The organism is Candidatus Villigracilis saccharophilus (assembly GCF_016711665.1).
In genome coordinates, this window is sequence record NZ_JADJSO010000049.1 from 127,051 (window position 1) to 143,480 (window position 16,430).

At 50.2% G+C, this 16,430-nt stretch carries 12 protein-coding genes and 1 tRNA gene; 10 read left to right on the forward strand and 3 right to left on the reverse strand.

Features of this window, described 5'->3' with window-relative positions:
• The first annotated feature begins 35 nt into the window (after positions 1-35).
• The 4 genes from secD (at position 36) to IPL17_RS15545 (ending at position 8,243) form a co-directional block, all read left to right on the forward strand.
• On the forward strand, positions 36-1,436 hold the full coding sequence (gene secD, locus IPL17_RS15530; RefSeq protein ID WP_345307989.1) for a protein translocase subunit SecD: 1,401 nt from the start codon (positions 36-38) through the stop codon (positions 1,434-1,436).
• A gap of 11 nt (positions 1,437-1,447) precedes the next feature.
• Positions 1,448-2,398: a protein translocase subunit SecF gene (secF, locus tag IPL17_RS15535; RefSeq protein ID WP_345307990.1), complete on the forward strand. Its 951-nt coding sequence runs from the start codon at positions 1,448-1,450 to the stop codon at positions 2,396-2,398.
• 230 nt (positions 2,399-2,628) lie between these two features.
• Entirely contained in the window at positions 2,629-3,315 is a 687-nt protein-coding gene (locus IPL17_RS15540) for an endo alpha-1,4 polygalactosaminidase (protein WP_345307991.1), read from the forward strand.
• Between the two features lie 926 nt (positions 3,316-4,241).
• Complete coding sequence (locus IPL17_RS15545) at positions 4,242-8,243, forward strand: S8 family serine peptidase (protein WP_345307992.1); 4,002 nt, start codon at positions 4,242-4,244, stop codon at positions 8,241-8,243.
• A 132-nt stretch (positions 8,244-8,375) separates the two neighbouring features.
• Here the strand turns inward: IPL17_RS15545 and IPL17_RS15550 are convergent, their stop codons facing one another.
• The 3 genes from IPL17_RS15550 to IPL17_RS15560 all read right to left on the reverse strand — a co-directional run bounded on the left by IPL17_RS15550 (position 8,376) and on the right by IPL17_RS15560 (position 9,289).
• Positions 8,376-8,711: an FKBP-type peptidyl-prolyl cis-trans isomerase gene (locus IPL17_RS15550; protein ID WP_345307993.1), complete on the reverse strand. Its 336-nt coding sequence runs from the start codon at positions 8,709-8,711 to the stop codon at positions 8,376-8,378.
• A gap of 99 nt (positions 8,712-8,810) precedes the next feature.
• A tRNA-Gln gene (locus tag IPL17_RS15555) sits at positions 8,811-8,881 on the reverse strand.
• Positions 8,882-8,932: 51 nt separating this feature from the next.
• Positions 8,933-9,289, reverse strand: a complete 357-nt coding sequence (locus IPL17_RS15560) for a hypothetical protein (protein WP_345307994.1) — start codon at positions 9,287-9,289, stop codon at positions 8,933-8,935.
• A 171-nt stretch (positions 9,290-9,460) separates the two neighbouring features.
• Here IPL17_RS15560 and IPL17_RS15565 point away from each other — a divergent pair, with 171 nt between their 5' ends.
• The 6 genes from IPL17_RS15565 to IPL17_RS15590 all read left to right on the forward strand — a co-directional run.
• Positions 9,461-11,131: a glutamine--tRNA ligase/YqeY domain fusion protein gene (locus IPL17_RS15565; RefSeq protein WP_345307995.1), complete on the forward strand. Its 1,671-nt coding sequence runs from the start codon at positions 9,461-9,463 to the stop codon at positions 11,129-11,131.
• 305 nt (positions 11,132-11,436) lie between these two features.
• Positions 11,437-13,179, forward strand: coding sequence for an ABC transporter ATP-binding protein (locus tag IPL17_RS15570; protein WP_345307996.1), 1,743 nt, complete (start codon positions 11,437-11,439; stop codon positions 13,177-13,179).
• Between the two features lie 53 nt (positions 13,180-13,232).
• A complete protein-coding gene (locus IPL17_RS15575) occupies positions 13,233-15,098 on the forward strand; it encodes an ABC transporter ATP-binding protein (RefSeq protein ID WP_345307997.1) in 1,866 nt (621 codons plus the stop codon).
• 12 nt (positions 15,099-15,110) lie between these two features.
• Positions 15,111-15,449: a hypothetical protein gene (locus tag IPL17_RS15580; RefSeq protein ID WP_345307998.1), complete on the forward strand. Its 339-nt coding sequence runs from the start codon at positions 15,111-15,113 to the stop codon at positions 15,447-15,449.
• Between the two features lie 57 nt (positions 15,450-15,506).
• Positions 15,507-15,713 (forward strand): hypothetical protein, encoded by a 207-nt coding sequence (locus IPL17_RS15585; RefSeq protein WP_345307999.1) that lies wholly within the window; start codon positions 15,507-15,509, stop codon positions 15,711-15,713.
• Between the two features lie 255 nt (positions 15,714-15,968).
• Positions 15,969-16,430 (forward strand): RtcB family protein (locus tag IPL17_RS15590; protein WP_345308000.1); only part of this gene is annotated, 462 nt, incomplete at its 3' end.

Consider the following 16,430-nt stretch of genomic DNA (forward strand, 5'->3'; position numbering starts at 1 on the left):
TCAACGACTGGCATTTTTTTTGGATGGAGTGAGATATGCGAAATCGAAATAACTGGTTGATTTTTATTGTAATACTGGTGGCTTTTTCCCTTTGGATTGATCTAAGCAAAAATATAGCGATCATCAATCCATTTAACGATAAGCCGCTGGTAGAACGCAACGTGGATGTGAAACTCGGTCTGGATCTACGCGGCGGGCTTCAGGCTCTGCTTGAAGCTGATGTGCCAGCCGAAACGGTTATCACCACAGAAGAACTTACCAACGCCAAGAACATCCTGCAAAATCGCGCGAACGCCCTCGGTGTAAGCGAGATCACCATGCAAACCGCGGGCGACCGCCGTATTGTGGCGGAGTTCCCCGGCATTACAAACCCTGAAGAAGTTGTCGCAACCCTGAAACAGACCGCTTTATTGGAATTTGTTGATATGGGTACAAGCCCTGTCCCGGTTGGAACAATTATCAAAACAGATGCCGGTGGCGCGTCTACCACAGCGCCGACCGCTGTTCCCACCCCAATCGATCCAGCGGCCGCGCCGACGGATCCCGCTGCCGCGCCAGAAGAGATCATCTACAACACGGTCATGACCGGCGCTGGTTTGGAAACCGCAAGTGTGACCAGAAACACCGCCGGCCAGTATCAAATCTCCTTCGTCTTAAAGCCTGACTCAACCAATGTCTTTGGCGAATACACCACCTCGCATCGCGGACAGTATCTTGCGATCGTGCTGGATAAACAGGTCATCTCCACCCCGACCATCAACGATCCGATCACAAGCGGCGAGGGCGTCATTACCGGACAATTCACTCAAGAAGAAGCTCAAACGTTAGCGGTCCAACTTCGCTCCGGCGCTTTGCCCATCCCGATCAAAGTGGTGGAAAGCCGCACCATTGGCGCGACCCTCGGCGAAGAAAGCATTCGCAAGAGCGTACTGGCCGGCATCATCGGCTTGGTGGTTGTCATCCTTTTCATGGCTTTCAATTACCGTCTGCCTGGCCTCGTAGCAGACCTGGCCTTGATCTGCTACGCCTTATTCAGCTTGATGCTTTTCAAACTAATTCCGGTCACACTGACCCTGCCTGGCATTGCCGGTTTCATCCTAAGCGTGGGCATGGCAGTGGATGCGAATGTGCTGATCTTTGAACGTCTCAAAGAGGAACTACGCGGCGGACGAAATCTCCGTCAGGCAATTGACCTGGCTTGGAGCCGCGCATGGCCATCCATTCGCGACTCAAACACATCCACGCTCATCACCTGTGTGATCCTGTTCCTGTTCGGTAATACATTTGGCGCCAGTATGGTAAAGGGATTTTCTGTAACACTGGCTCTGGGCGTTGGGATCAGCTTATTCACTGCCATCATCGTTACGCGGACCTTCCTGCACACCGTGATGGACAATCTCAAACTCGCGGAGCACCCGCGCTGGTTCGGTCTTTAGGAGAGCGCGCAATGAATATCATTAAGAATCGTTACGTTTATTTTTTCATCTCCCTGCTCGTGATCATCCCCGGCATTATCTTTATGGGGTTGAACTTGCAGAAATCAGCCAGTCCATTGATCCTCGGCGTTGACTTTCGCGGCGGTTCCCTGCTCGAAGTGCAATTCGAAGGGGCGCGTCCGCTCAACGCAGAGATTGGAAAGCTGTATGAGGAATTTTCAACTTCCGAGGAACCGATCGCCGACCCGCTGGTCCAATCCCTTGGAGAAGATGGTTTTTCCATCCGCTCCAGAACAATGACCGATGAGACCAAAGGCAAGATCGTTGCGGAAATGGAAAGCCGTTTTTCCTCAAAGGTGATCGTGCTTAACTTTACCTCCGTCAGCGCTTCAGTAGGAGCCGAAGTAACGCGCGCGGCTGGATACGCCATCCTGTTAGCCGCCGCCGCGATCCTGGGATATATCTGGTGGGCATTCCGCAGCGTGGAACATGCCTATCGCTACGGCACAGCCGCCATCATCGCCATGCTGCACGATGTCCTGGTTGTTATCGGCGTGGAAGCCATTCTCGGCTATCTCCTCGGCTGGGAAGCGGACGCCCTCTTCTTAACCGCGCTCCTGACCGTTATCGGCTTCTCGGTACACGACACCATCGTGGTATTTGACCGTGTGCGCGAAAACTCATTGATCTATCGCCGTGTTGAATATGAAAAAATGGTAAATCACTCCATCGTCCAAACACTGGACCGCTCCATCACCACGCAGCTCACTGTGATGTTCACATTGTTCGCGCTGGTCTTGTTCGGCGGTGACAGCATCCGTCACTTTGTGATCATCCTGCTGGTCGGTATCTTCAGCGGTACTTACTCCTCCATCTTCAACGCAGCTCCGATCCTGGTCGTCTGGGAAAACCGCGAATGGACCACCTGGTTCAAGCGAAAAGAAGAAGCGCCAGCTGCATAATTCGTTCAAAAAGAGACATCGAGACCCGATGTCTCTTTTTTATCATCCTGCGCGTTGTTTGATAAAATCCAGACATGAAAATGCCTGCACAAATTCTATTTGCGGCCTGTTGCCTGATTAGTTCGTGCACGCCTGCGCCTGAATATACAGAGACACCGCCAATTAAAATAAATCCTTCCGCATCTTTAACTGCGATCAATCCCAGTGAAAAAATTATCCCAATCCTGCCCGTGAATAGCTCCTGGCAGATCCAATATTCAGGCGAGATCGAGCCGATCCTTGATGTGGATATTTACAACCTCGACCTGTTTGACACTGACAGTTCTATCATTGCCCAACTGCATGAACGTGGAATTTTTGTCATGTGCTATTTCAGCGGCGGTTCATTTGAAGATTGGCGGAGAGACGCCAGCCAATTCCCACAAGCGATTTTGGGAAAGGATCTGAAAGGCTGGCCGGGTGAAAAATGGCTGGACATTCGTCAAATCGAAATTTTGAAACCAATCATGACAGCCCGTCTCAAAATTGCGTTACAAAAAAATTGTGACGGTGTTGACCCGGACAATGTAAACGGATACGAGAATGACACGGGGTTCCCGTTGACTTACGAAGACCAGCTCAGCTTTAATATCTTCCTCGCAAATGCGGCTCACGAACGCGGGCTGGCAATCGGGCTAAAAAACGATCTCGCACAAATTCCCGACCTGCTCCGCTATTTTGATTGGGCGCTCAACGAAGAATGTTTCTCCTTTAATGAATGTCAAATGCTTTTGCCATTCATACAAGCAGGGAAGCCTGTCTTTGTGATCGAATACGAGACCAAGGCGGAGGATTTTTGTCCGCAGGCAAACAAGTTGAATTTCAACGCGTTACAAAAACATTGGGAGCTGGATGCATTTCGCATTCCCTGCAATTGATATGACAGATAACTTTCCGTTTTTCTACGCGGGGTAATTATTGGAATTTCCAAATGACCATCTTTCCTTCGCGGCGATCTTTTCGGGCACCATGTTCATAGGCAACACAAACTCTCCGATCATACTGGTGGCTGGCACTCAGCTTCGGCGCAGGCTTGATACGCGATCATTTAAACCAAAACCTTTCGCTATGGATAAACCGTGCCTCGGGTTTAATCATATTCAGCTTTGGGTTCTTCGCGCTGATTTCCTGACCGGAAGAAATTGAGGATATTGGATTTTGTTTACGGGAATTTGGGTGTCCCCCGCATACAAAACCATCAAAATACCGCCTCAGTCAAATGTTTGTAAGCAATTATCTCTTATGTTATACTTGCAAAATCGTAAGGTTAGAATTAAAAATTGACCTGACTACAAACAGAAGTGGTATCAATTTTTATCGATTTTATTAATTGGCAGACAATATAGGCAAGTGGGAAGTTAACCTATTTTTTAAAAGAATATCTGAGTTTTCTCGGACAGGTATCTAGAAAAATCTATTATTGGCGCAAGCAAAAAATATTATTGATCTGTTGGCAAAAGCAACAAAAGTCGAGCTTATTTGGGAGACGCTTTGATTTTATTTGATTTCCTATCTATTTCTTCCATTATTATTTTCAGAGGATTTAACCCTCTGTGTGAAAATTTAAACTCATCAAAAAAACAATTCCCTGTCAGGTAATTGTTTTTTTCGTTTATATTAAATTTTCTGGTAAATCCATTAATAAATATGATTTTTACCAGTGAGTTGATCTTGCCTTGACCGGCAGGAGAATTTAAAAACTTAATTTAATCAAGGAGGTACGCGTCCGTAGAACAAGAAGATAGGCTATGCGCGGAGTTCGAATATCACTGGTTCATATTTTTCGTAACAAGGAGAATTATCTATGATTAAGCAACAAACCTCCCAAAGGCTTTTTCGCATCCTTGCGGCCATGATCGTGTTTGTCATGGCATTATCACAAGTCGCAGGTGTGGCGAACGCACAAGGGGCGACCCCGCCAGTAAGGGAAAAAACACCAATTTCCCAGGTTACCTTGGATGAGGTACAAAATTTTTACGGAAGTCTGGCAACCCGAAAAGGCCCGGTCGGCATTGTGGTTGAAATGACTGATACACCTGCCGCAGTCCTCTTTGATAAAAATCAAAGAGAGGCGCAGGCCACCATCAGCCAGGTAAATTTAATCAAAGAACAACAAACAAGCTTTATGAGCGCGCTTCGAAAAGCGGGCATTCAATCCACTGAAATGTTCCGAGCGCAAAAAGCGTACAATGGTATCTGGATGCGGGTTGACACCTCCGTCCTGAAAAAACTGGCAGCCATGCCTGGGGTTAAGGCAATCCACCCCATCATCTCCAAAGAAGTGGATCACTCCACCAGCGTACCCCTGATCGGCGCACCGCAAGTATGGGGCGGTTCGGGTACTTATCAAGGAGACAATATCACGATCGGCATCATTGATACCGGCGTCGATTATATCCACACCAACTTTGGCGGTTCAGGAATTTACACCGGACAGGATTTCACAACACTTGGCGAAACGGGCAACCTTTTCCCGACAGCCAAAGTTGTCGGTGGTTGGGACTTTGTCGGCGATAATTACAATGCGGATCCCACTTCACCCACCTATGATCCTATTCCTGTTCCTGACGCAGACCCAATGGACTGTAACGGGCACGGCAGCCATGTAGGAGGCTCTGCGGCTGGTTTTGGTGTCAATGCAGACGGAAGCACCTATGTGGAAGCCGGCCCTGATACTTACGCAGCGCTTAAGGACCTGACTTCGAGTAACTATATTTCCAAATTCCGCATTGGTCCTGGTGTAGCTCCCAAAGCTGATCTGTATGCCCTGCGCGTTTTCGGCTGCGATGGTTCAACGGATGTAGTTGTTTCAGCAATCGAATGGGCCATGGATCCCAATAATGATGGTGATCTTAGCGATCATTTGGACGTGATCAACATGTCCTTGGGTTCATCCTACGGCTCTGTCACAGACCCAGACGCAGTCGCTTCTGACAATGCCGCGAAAGCCGGCGTGATCGTGGTAGCTTCGGCCGGCAATAGCGGCGATGTGTACTATGTTACCGGTTCCCCGGCCGTTGCACCTTACGCAATCAGCGTTGCCAGCAGCGTCGATTCAAGCGCGGTCTTGAGCGCGTTCGAAGTAACAGCAACGACGGCCCTAACTCCACAGGCACCTGTTGACCTTTACCCTGCCTCGACAGCCTCCTTTGGGCCCCAAAGCTTTAACCAATCCGGCGATCTAACTTATTCCACGCCAACGGACCTTGGCTGTTCAGCCTACGCAGCCGGCACATTTACCGGCAAAATCGCGCTGATCAACCGCGGCAGCTGTTCCTTTGATGTCAAGGTAACAAACGCTCAAAACGCGGGCGCGATTGGCGTATTGCTTGCCAACAATAACAACGGATTCCCCGGCGGTATGGGAGCCAGCGGCACGGTGGCTAACCCAACAATTCCGGTCATGATGACAACCCAGGCTATCGGCACGGCCCTCAAAGCTGATATGTTAGCCGGTACGGTCACTGTTTTGTTGACAACTGCTTACCCGAATTCAGTTATCATGTCAGATCCGACCATTACGGACACCGTTTCATCGTTCAGTTCCCGCGGACCAGCACGCGGCGGCACGATGCTAAAGCCTGATATCTCCGCCCCTGGTGATACTATTTTCTCAACAGCGACCGGTACGGGCAATAAAGGTGACAACTTTAGCGGAACATCAATGGCTGCGCCGCATATTGCAGGCGTGATGGCCCTCCTAAGGGAAATCCACCCAGACTGGACTGTGGCTGAACTCAAGGCTCTGGCCATGAATACCGCCACCAATGATCTTTTTACCGGGCCAAGCCTAACCGGAAACAAACACACACCCACCCGTGTAGGCGCCGGCCGTGTGAATGTTCCCAATGCCGCGTTATCGAATGTAGTGGCTTACTACAAGAACGATCCCGGACAGGTCAATGTTTCCTTTGGTTCCGTTGAAGTAGTAAATAGTTTGACCGGCGTTGACAAGACCATCGTAAAAAGCATCACCCTGTCCAATATGGGCGGTGCTTCAGAAAGCTACAACGTGACCTTTGATTCACGCTATCTTTCAGCAGCGAACCCCGGACTTACGTTCACACTTTTAAGCGCCGGCAATGTTGCAATTTCCAACCCTGTAACCATCCCAGCTTATGGCACAGTAGAAATCAAGGTTCAAGTAAGCCTTGACGCTGCCCTGCTCACCCGTGCCCGCGACGCAACGATCGTAACCGGACGTGAGCGCTTCAGCGAAGGCGGCGGCTATGTTGTCTTGACTTCAACAGGCTCCTCCCCAATGGTGCGTGTGCCGGTCCATATTGCCGCGCGACCCGCTTCTAACATGGGCGTAGCTGAAACCACCATCACTTTGCCAGCCCCTGAAATTGGAACTTTGAGCTTGACCCCGAGCGGCATCCCGGTAGACACAGTGGATGACGGATCCCTGGTTTATATCAGCGAATTGATGGGAGAGAGCCCCAATGAACCTTCGAGCACTTTCTCCAATAACGCGGGGGACCTGAAATATATCGGCGCAACCTCCGATTTCACATCCACGGTCGTTGGCAAAGCTGCGTTCTTTAGCATTGCCACCCATGGCGATTGGGACACCCTTAGCGCAGTTGAATTCGATATCTATATCGATACCAATGAGGATGGTTTTGACGATTACGTGCTTTACAATACCAACACCGGCGGCACAGACACAATGGTTTCAGTGCTGTGCTCAATCCCATCCTTTGTCTGCGGTATTGAAGATTTCATTAATTGGTTTGGCGGCGCAACCAACACCAACGCTTTCAACAACAACGCCATGACCATGAATGTGTATTTGGAAAGCCTTGGTCTGGCAGAAGGTGTTAATACTGATTTCGACTTCTACGTGGTGACATTTACACGTGAAGCAGCTGGCGTGGTGGACATGAGCGACATCATGCATTACGATGTCGCAAATCAATCCTTCTCTACCAGCGGAATTTTCGGATCACCAGCCTGGGACGATAACGCGCTCTACGCGCCCACACTTGATATCAGCTACAACAAGACCAATATCGTGGTAAATCATTCCAAAGGCTTGTTGCTGCTGCATCAACACAATGCGGTCAATACTGCCGAAGTTCTGCGCTTCATCACACCTACCGTTATCAAAGATACAGTCGGGGTATTCCGCCCAACCAATGGCCTTTTGTACCTCAAGAACGATAATACGCCAGGATTTGCGGATGTAGCGATTAATTACGGTCTCGCTGGAGATGTTCCAGTAGTCGGTGATTGGGATGGTAATGGCACATCCACGATCGGTGTGTACCGGAACGGTATGTTCTACCTGCGCAACTCCAACACAGTCGGCTTTGCAGAAATTTCATTTGCCTTTGGCCTGCCTGGCGACCAGCCCGTGGTGGGAGACTGGAACAACGACGGAGTTGACACGATCGGCGTTTACCGCAATGGCTCATTCCTTTTGCGCAACAGTAATAATGCCGGAATAGCTGATGTAAGTTTCACATTCGGTAATCCGGGAGATGTAGCTGTCGCGGGCGATTGGAATGGTGACGGCTTTGATACTGCCGGCGTATTCCGGCCGAGCAACGGCGCAATCTACCTGCGAAATACGAACGCAAGCGGTTTTGCGGATATAGCGATCAGCTACGGCTTGCCGGGCGACCAACCAATTGTCGGCGATTGGAACAATGATGGGTTAGATACGATCGGAATTTATCGTAACGGCTCATTCTATCTGCGAAATTCGAACACGCTTGGCTTTGCAGATGTCACATTCGCCTTTGGCCTGCCTGGCGATGTACCGATCGCAGGAAACTGGGATGGACTCCCCATCCCATAGTAGATTTTGATCGTCTTTTATAATATGTAAAAATAATGGCTATGCTGTTTTACCAGCATAGCCATTATTTTTTTTTCACATAGTGGATTTTTTAAATATCGCGATATAAGTTATGTAAGGTAGAGCAGTCGATTATTTTATGGAAATTAATTCCACATCAAAAACAAGTGTGGCATTGGGCGGAATAACGCCGCCAGCGCCGCTCGCTCCATAGGCCAGTTGCGGCGGGATGGTCAATTGCGCCTTGCCGCCGACTTTCATCAAGGCAATGCCTTCATCCCAGCCTTTGATCACACGCCCCGCGCCGAGCGGAAATTCAAGCGGATCGCCGCGAGTGACCGAGCTGTCAAAGACTTTACCGTCAAGGAATTTCCCTGTGTAATGTACGCGGACAGTTTTCCCCGCTTTGGCCTGATCGCCTGTGCCTGCTTCGATCTCAACGTATTCCAAACCGCTTTCAGTTTTCATGAATTCTCCTGTTTATAATTTTGAGTTATTTTACCTGCGTATTTAGCATATACAAGCTTAAAAATAAAAGAGACTCTCCAAAAAAAGAGAGTCTCTTAGCTGGGGAACCTGGATTCGAACCAAGATACCATCCTCCAGAGGGACGTGTACTGCCGTTGTACGATTCCCCAATAAACCAGCGGACGGTATTTTATCATGCAGTCAGGGCATAGGCAAGGGATTTATTTGCCCGCGTCAGAGCGGACAGCGCGCGCGGCGCGGCGAGTGTTGTCTTCCATATCCATGAAGATGAGCAGTACTTTGCCAACCGCCTGCAAACCGATAAAGTTCCATAAAGCGGGCAGCGCGGGTTGAAGTATCCACATAAGTTGCTGGATAATATCAGTGAAACCTGGGAGAGTGATCAATCCGCGCAAGATCTGGAGCGTGAAGACAGTCAACGCCAGCCCAACCTGCACCGCATAGTAGATCAACGAAGCCCAGGCAAAAATATTGGCGAGGCGCGCAATGCGCAGGACAGAGTCGCGGTCAAAATATGTACCCGCAAAATTTGTCTTTGAATTATCAGATTCAGTCATGGGATGTTCCTCCGCTTGAAATTATAAATCATCCCTGTCGTTTGTTATAATTGCGGACGATAACACACCAACCATCAGGGCAGAGAATATTCCTCTTTAGCGTATCAAATCAAAGGTTATAAAGAGGCGGTTCCACATCTCCCTGAAATTCATTTTGAAGGCAATCCATCCATGAGTGACGAAGAAACCAGACCCACAGATTTTATCCGGGAGGCGGTTGCGGAAGATTTGAAGAGCGGACGCTTCAATTACGTTCGCACACGCCTGCCTCCTGAACCGAATGGCTATTTACACATCGGACATGTCAAGGCGTTCATGATCGACTACCTCATCGCGAAGGAAAATAACGGTGAGTTGATCCTGCGCTTCGATGACACCAACCCCGCGAAGGAAGAGACAGAGTTTGTGGAAGCGATTGAAGATGATGCGCGCTGGCTCGGCATTGAATGGGTGAAGGTGACTTACGCCTCGGATTATTTTGACGAGTTGTATGAGTGGGCGAAGAAACTGGTGTTGATGGGCAAAGCCTACGTGGACGATCAAACGCCCGAAGAGGTCAGCGCCAACCGCGGCACATTGACCACACCAGGAAAAAACTCGCCATTCCGCGACCGCGATGTGGAAGAAAACATGGACTTGCTCGAGCGCATGAAGAATGGCGAGTTCCCTGACGGTTCACGCATCTTGCGCGCCAAAATAGACATGGCGCATCCGAACATCAATATGCGCGACCCTGCCATGTATCGCATTGTGCATCAGCCGCATCACCGCACAGGCGAGAAGTGGAAGATCTACCCGATGTACGATTGGACACACGGACAGAACGACTCGATGGAAGGTATCACCCATTCGTTGTGTTCGTTGGAATATGAAAATCATCGTCCGCTGTACGAGTGGTTCCCTGAACAGTTGGGCGTGTTCAAGCCGCGTCAGATCGAGTTTGCGCGTTTGAATATGACCTACACTGTAATGAGCAAACGCAAACTGCGACGGCTTGTGGAAGAGAAAGTCGTCAACGGCTGGGACGATCCGCGCATGCCGACCCTGCGTGCCATGCGCCGCCGCGGATATACCGCAAATGCCATTCTTGAATTCATTCGCAAAGTGGGCGTGGCAAAAAATTATAGCGTCAGTGATGTGTCCTTGCTTGAAGCATGCGTACGTGAAGATTTAAATAAAACATCCCTGCGCCGCATGGCTGTCATCAAACCCTTGAAAGTGGTGATCGATAATTATCCCGATGGCCAAACCGAAGAGATGGACGCGGTCAATAATCCAGAAGACCCGAATGCTGGCACCCGTAAAGTTCCGTTCTCGAAAGTGCTTTACATCGAGCAGGATGATTTCCGCGAGACTCCCCCGCCGAAGTATTATCGACTGTTCCCCGGCAATGAAGTGAGACTGCGCTATGCGTACTTCATCAAATGCACGCACGTTGTCAAAGATGACAAAGGCGAAGTGATCGAAGTCCATGCCACATACGACCCCACCACACGCGGCGGTGACTCGGCCGATGGGCGCAAAGTAAAATCAACGATCCATTGGGTTTCTGCGCAACACGCCAAAGAAGCGGAGATACGACTCTATGACCGTCTCTTTACGAAAGAAGATCCCGAGGAAGGCGATGAGGGCTTCCTCGCGTGCATCAACCCGAATTCGCTGATCATTTCAACGGGCTATGTGGAACCGTCTCTTTCTTCACCGGAAGTTGGTTCCCGTTATCAGTTTGAACGCCAGGGATATTTCTGCGTTGACGCCGACTCGACATCCGAGAAGCCAGTATTCAATCTGACAGTGAATCTCAAGGATGCATGGGCAAAACTCGAGAAAAAAGGCAAATAGCCTTGACACTCATCCTGCTCTAATGTAAACTGACAGCGTAATTAAATCTAAAGAAAGGAGCGCGCTTCAAATGCAGAAACATATCATCATAGCTAAACGTGAACGAAAAATGAATCCATCTCGAAGTGCGCCTGTAGACCATTAAAAGGTCTTCATCTTCTGTGTCTTTTTAGCCACGGTGCGCTTCTGCACCGTGGCTTTTATTGTGTAATTCACGCAGGGGTGCGACCCGTCAGAATTGACCAAGTCGCTTGACCAACATTGGCGGGTCGCCCTCGCAATGACGTAGTAAACGGAATAACATCATGAACATATCATTCAAATCTTATTGGAACTTACTCTCCGACCACATCCGCCCGCAAAAGGGACGGTTTGTCCTGCTGGCTATCTTGATGTTCGGCAGTATCGGTCTGCGCATCTATGCGCCTCAGATCATGCGGAAATTTATCGACTCAGCTTTGGCTGGTGAAGCTTTACAAACCCTCACATGGACGGCGGTGGCCTTTATCGGTATCGCATTGATTCAGCAAGCTGTTGCAGTGAGCGTGACCTACCTTGGCGAAAATGTCGCATGGACAGCCACCAATGACCTGCGCGCAGAACTGGCAGAACATGCCCTGCACCTGGATATGAAATTCCACAATGACCACACTCCCGGTGAACTAATCGAGCGCATAGACGGTGACGTCACCGAGCTGGCGACCTTCTTCTCGCAGTTCGCATTGAACCTGATCGCGAATGGGCTACTCCTCATCGGAATTTTGATCGCCTTATTCATCGAAGATTGGCGCGCAGGCCTGGCCTTTACTGTTTACTCATTCCTGACCATCACTATTCTTGGTCGGCTAAAGGATATTGCCGTTCCGCACCAAAAGGCCCGCCGTGAAGCAGAAGCGCAGTTATACGGCTTTCATCGAAGAGCAACTGGCTGGCACGGAAGATATCCGCTCCAGCGGCGCAGTGGACTTTTCCATCCGCGAATTGTTCCGCCACCAAAGCACGATCCTTGGTCACAACCGCAAGTCGCATTTCAAACGCTGGATCATCGAAAACGCAATGGGCTTTGCGCTCACTCTGGGAACTCTGCTCGCCATCACCAGCGGATATTGGCTTTTCTCCGCAGGCTTGGTCACTATCGGCACTGTATATTTATTTGTACATTACATCAATCTGCTCGAAGAACCTTTTGGGCAATGACGCATGAGATCGAAAGTTTCCAAACCATCGGCGCGTGTGTCGAGCGCCTCACCGAGTTCCGCAACTTCAAAGCGGAAGTAGTCAATGGCATGGCGTGGAGATCCCTTCAAACCGCTTTCTTGAGTTTTGAAGATGTATCTTTCTCCTACAACGGAGCGGACTCAGTTCTCAGCGATCTTTCCTTTGACCTGAAACCTGGCTCCATCCTTGGGCTGCTCGGCCGCACAGGCAGCGGCAAAACCACACTCGGACGATTGATCTTCCGCCTTTACGATGTCAACGCTGGCAGGATCAAAGTCAACGACTCGGATCTGCGTGAAGCGCATCTCGAAACATTGCGGCGCAACATCGCCATCGTCACACAGGATGTTCAATTGTTCCGCGCCAGCATCCGCGACAACCTGACCTTCTTTGACCGCTCGATACCTGATGAAAAGATCATCGCGACTCTCGAAGAATTGGAACTCGGCGATTGGCTGCGGAGTCAGCCCAAAGGCTTGGACACTGAACTCGACACAGGATCAAGATCCCTGTCCGCAGGTGAAGCGCAGTTGCTGGCGTTCACACGAGTCTTTTTAAGAAATCCGGGACTGGTGATTCTCGACGAAGCTTCGTCGCGTCTCGATCCTGCAACAGAACAAAAACTCGAACGCGCGATTGACAAGTTGCTGCAAAACCGAACCGCCATCATCATCGCACATCGGCTGGACACGATCCATCGCGCTGACGAAATCATGATCCTGGATAACGGTAAAGCGAGCGAATATGGCGAGCGCAAACAATTGGCCGCAGACCCAACCTCGCGTTTTTATCAACTGCTGCAAACTGGCATGGAAGAAGTTTTGGCTTAATATGCCATCATCCGTAGGGGCGGATCGCAATCCGCCCCTACAAGGACAATATCATGGAAACAACCTTCACACAAAAAATCCCCGCGCTCCCCGCATGGAAAGTCATCTGGGAAATGTTGCGTTTTCGACCGTGGTTATGGTTTGTCGACTTGATCAGCGTGTCACTCATTCGCTTCTGTTGGCAGGTCGCGCCTGCGCTCATCATCAAAGCCTTCTTCGACATGGTCACGGGCGAAGCGCAATTAACCTTTGGCATCTGGGCCATCGTCGCATTTTTAGCCGCCACATGGATCGGACGCGTCATCGCAAGCTACGGTTTTTACTATGCCGATGTACCCATCTTTGCCGACATGAACACCCTGTTGCGCAAGAATCTTTTACGCTATATCTTGAAGCGGCCCGGCGCGTCACAACTCCCTGATTCGCCTGGGGAAGCAGTAAGCCGTTTTAAAAAGGATGTGGATGAAATCCCGTTGTTCGTTATTTTGATCAACGATGTCATGGTTGGGCTTGTCATCATCGCTGTCGCCATTGTTCTCATGACACAGATCAGCCCTTCGGTGACCGTCATGGCATTGATTCCTTTGGTGATCGTCGGCATCGTCGCAAATCTCGCAACAAGCCGCATCGAACATTATCGCCGAACATCGCGTCAGGCTGGCGGCAAAGTGACTGGCTTCATCGGTGAATTCTTCGGCGCCGTGCAGGCTGTCAAAGTTGCAACCGCTGAAAAAAATGTCATTGGCTACTTTCACAAGCTCAACGACGAGCGCCGCATTCTGACCATCCGTGAAAAACTTTTCGACGAAGTGCTCGGTTCGATCTATCGCAACATGTCCACGCTTGGCACGGGCGTTATTCTCGTGCTCGTTGGCCAATCCATGCGCACGGGCAATTTCACTCTCGGCGATTTTTCGCTCTTCGTTTATCTGCTTCAAAGCATGGGTGATCTCACTACTTTTGGCGGTATGTTATGGGCGCGTTACAAACAACTCAACGTCTCCGTCCAGCGCATGTATCACCTCATGGAAAATGCACCGCTGGATGCCTTGGTCGAGCATAGCCTCATTAATTTGGAAGGTCCACTGCCCGAAGTGATCTACCCAACAAAGAGCGAATCAGACCGACTGAATGAACTGTCCGCTGACCATCTGACATTTCACTACACTGGGTCATCGAACGGCATCGATGACATATCGCTCAAAATAAAACGCAACACGCTGACAGTGATCACTGGCCGCATTGGTTCTGGCAAGACAACCTTACTGCGCGCCCTGCTCGGATTACTTCCGCTTGAATCAGGAGAGATACGCTGGAATGAAAACATACTTACATCCCCCGGAGATTTTCTCATCCCGCCGCGCTGCGCATACACCGCACAAGTTCCGCGACTGTTCAGCAATACCCTGCGTAACAACATATTGCTCGGCCTGAACAAAAGCGACGATGAAATTTACATAGCGACAAAACTCGCCGTCATGGATCGTGACCTTGAGCAAATGGACGACAATCTCGAAACTCTGGTCGGAGCGCGCGGCGTGAAACTTTCGGGTGGACAGGCGCAGCGAGCCGCGGCCGCGCGCATGTTCATCCGCGAACCCGAACTCGTCGTCTTCGATGATCTCTCCAGCGCGCTGGATGTCGAAACCGAGCAGCTGCTATGGGAACGCATCTTCGAGAAACAAAATACAACTTGTCTCGTTGTCTCCCATCGCCGTCCGCTTCTACGACGTGCAGACCACATCATTGTGCTGAAAGACGGAAGAGTCGAATCCGAAGGCACGCTGGATGAATTACTCGAAACCAGCTCAGAAATGCGCGAGCTGTGGAAATTGGAAGAAAAATGGAATATCGTGCGAGGGGGCTTTTCCGACAGCCTCCAAAAAGTTGATTGCTTCGCGCGCCTCTCCATGACATGAAGGAAAACAAAAATGGACATTATCACTGGCAAGATTTTAAAGTTAAATAACTGGCCCGACGGAAAAATTATCGGGATCGCAAAAAGTATTTCGGAGCAGTTATCAGCTCAGGGGTTAAGTCGCGAAGCGGTTCTCAGTCAACTGGATGCTGTTCGGCAAGACCCCGGCCCCTTTCTCGCCGATCCATTACTGGCAGACCTCGCGCGCGAGTGCATTCGGTTGACTCAAAAGGCTGAGCCTTCACCCGATATACACACGCTAGAGGCCCAATCTTTCCCAATTTGGGGCGGGAGCAAATTGACGATGAAGCAGTCGAGCAAATGGACAGCACCATGCGGCTTTGCCTGTTAGAGTGGCTGGTGCATTAATGCCCGACGCCCATGTTGGTTATGGGCTTCCCATGGCGGCGTGCTTGCAACAGATAACACGGTTATCCCGTATGCCGTTGGCGTGGATATTGCCTGCCGGATGAGACTCTCACTGTATGATGTCTCACCACATTTGCTTGGACAAAAGAAAGGTTTATTCGAAGATTCCTTGTGGAACGAAACCGCCTTTGGAATGGGCGCAAAATGGACAGGCAGTAAGAAGGCACAGCATGGTCCTGGACGATGACTCCTGGTATGCCACCCCTCAACTTAAGATGTTGAAGGATACGGCAATGAATCAGCTCGGTACAAGCGGAACGGGCAATCACTTTGTTGAATGGGGCTCGTTTCAACTAAACGAGTCCATGTTTGGTTTGGAGCCAGGTATTTATCTTGCGCTTCTTTCGCACAGCGGCTCAAGGGGTGTCGGCGCAAAAATCGCAGACCGCTATAGCAAGTTGGCAAGAGAGAAGCATCCCGATCTCGATAAGAGTGACGCTACTTGGCATGGCTGTCGCTTGATTCAGAAGATGGTCAGGAATATTGGCTTTCGATGGAACTCGCGGGAAAGTTTGCGTCGGCGAATCACAACATTATTCACCACCGTGTTGCAGCCGCAGTCGGCCTCAAGGAAGTTGCCGTGGTTGAAAATCATCACAACTTCGCCTGGAAGGAAAAACTGTCTGATGGCAGAACGGTTATTGTTCATCGCAAGGGCGCAACACCTGCCGGCGTTGGTGTATTGGGAATCATTCCAGGGTCCATGGGAGATGCGGGTTATCTTGTGCGCGGCAAGGGAGTCGCATCGTCGCTGGAGTCTGCGTCACATGGCGCGGGCAGACAGATGAGTCGGAGGGTTGCGATCAACTCGATCAGCAGGGTTGCGCGGGAAGAGTATCTCAAAAAGAATAACGTCACCTTGCTCGGCGGCGGCATGGACGAATCTCCGCAGGCTTATAAGCCG

Excerpts from the sequence above, each read along its gene's own strand:
- secD (WP_345307989.1), top strand. The coding sequence starts at position 36 with ATGCGAAATCGAAATAACTGGTTGATTTTTATTGTAATACTGGTGGCT.
- secF (WP_345307990.1), top strand. The coding sequence starts at position 1,448 with ATGAATATCATTAAGAATCGTTACGTTTATTTTTTCATCTCCCTGCTC.
- IPL17_RS15545 (WP_345307992.1), top strand. The coding sequence starts at position 4,242 with ATGATTAAGCAACAAACCTCCCAAAGGCTTTTTCGCATCCTTGCGGCC.
- IPL17_RS15550 (WP_345307993.1), bottom strand. The coding sequence starts at position 8,711 with ATGAAAACTGAAAGCGGTTTGGAATACGTTGAGATCGAAGCAGGCACA.
- IPL17_RS15560 (WP_345307994.1), bottom strand. The coding sequence starts at position 9,289 with ATGACTGAATCTGATAATTCAAAGACAAATTTTGCGGGTACATATTTT.
- IPL17_RS15565 (WP_345307995.1), top strand. The coding sequence starts at position 9,461 with ATGAGTGACGAAGAAACCAGACCCACAGATTTTATCCGGGAGGCGGTT.
- IPL17_RS15570 (WP_345307996.1), top strand. The coding sequence starts at position 11,437 with ATGAACATATCATTCAAATCTTATTGGAACTTACTCTCCGACCACATC.
- IPL17_RS15575 (WP_345307997.1), top strand. The coding sequence starts at position 13,233 with ATGGAAACAACCTTCACACAAAAAATCCCCGCGCTCCCCGCATGGAAA.
- IPL17_RS15580 (WP_345307998.1), top strand. The coding sequence starts at position 15,111 with ATGGACATTATCACTGGCAAGATTTTAAAGTTAAATAACTGGCCCGAC.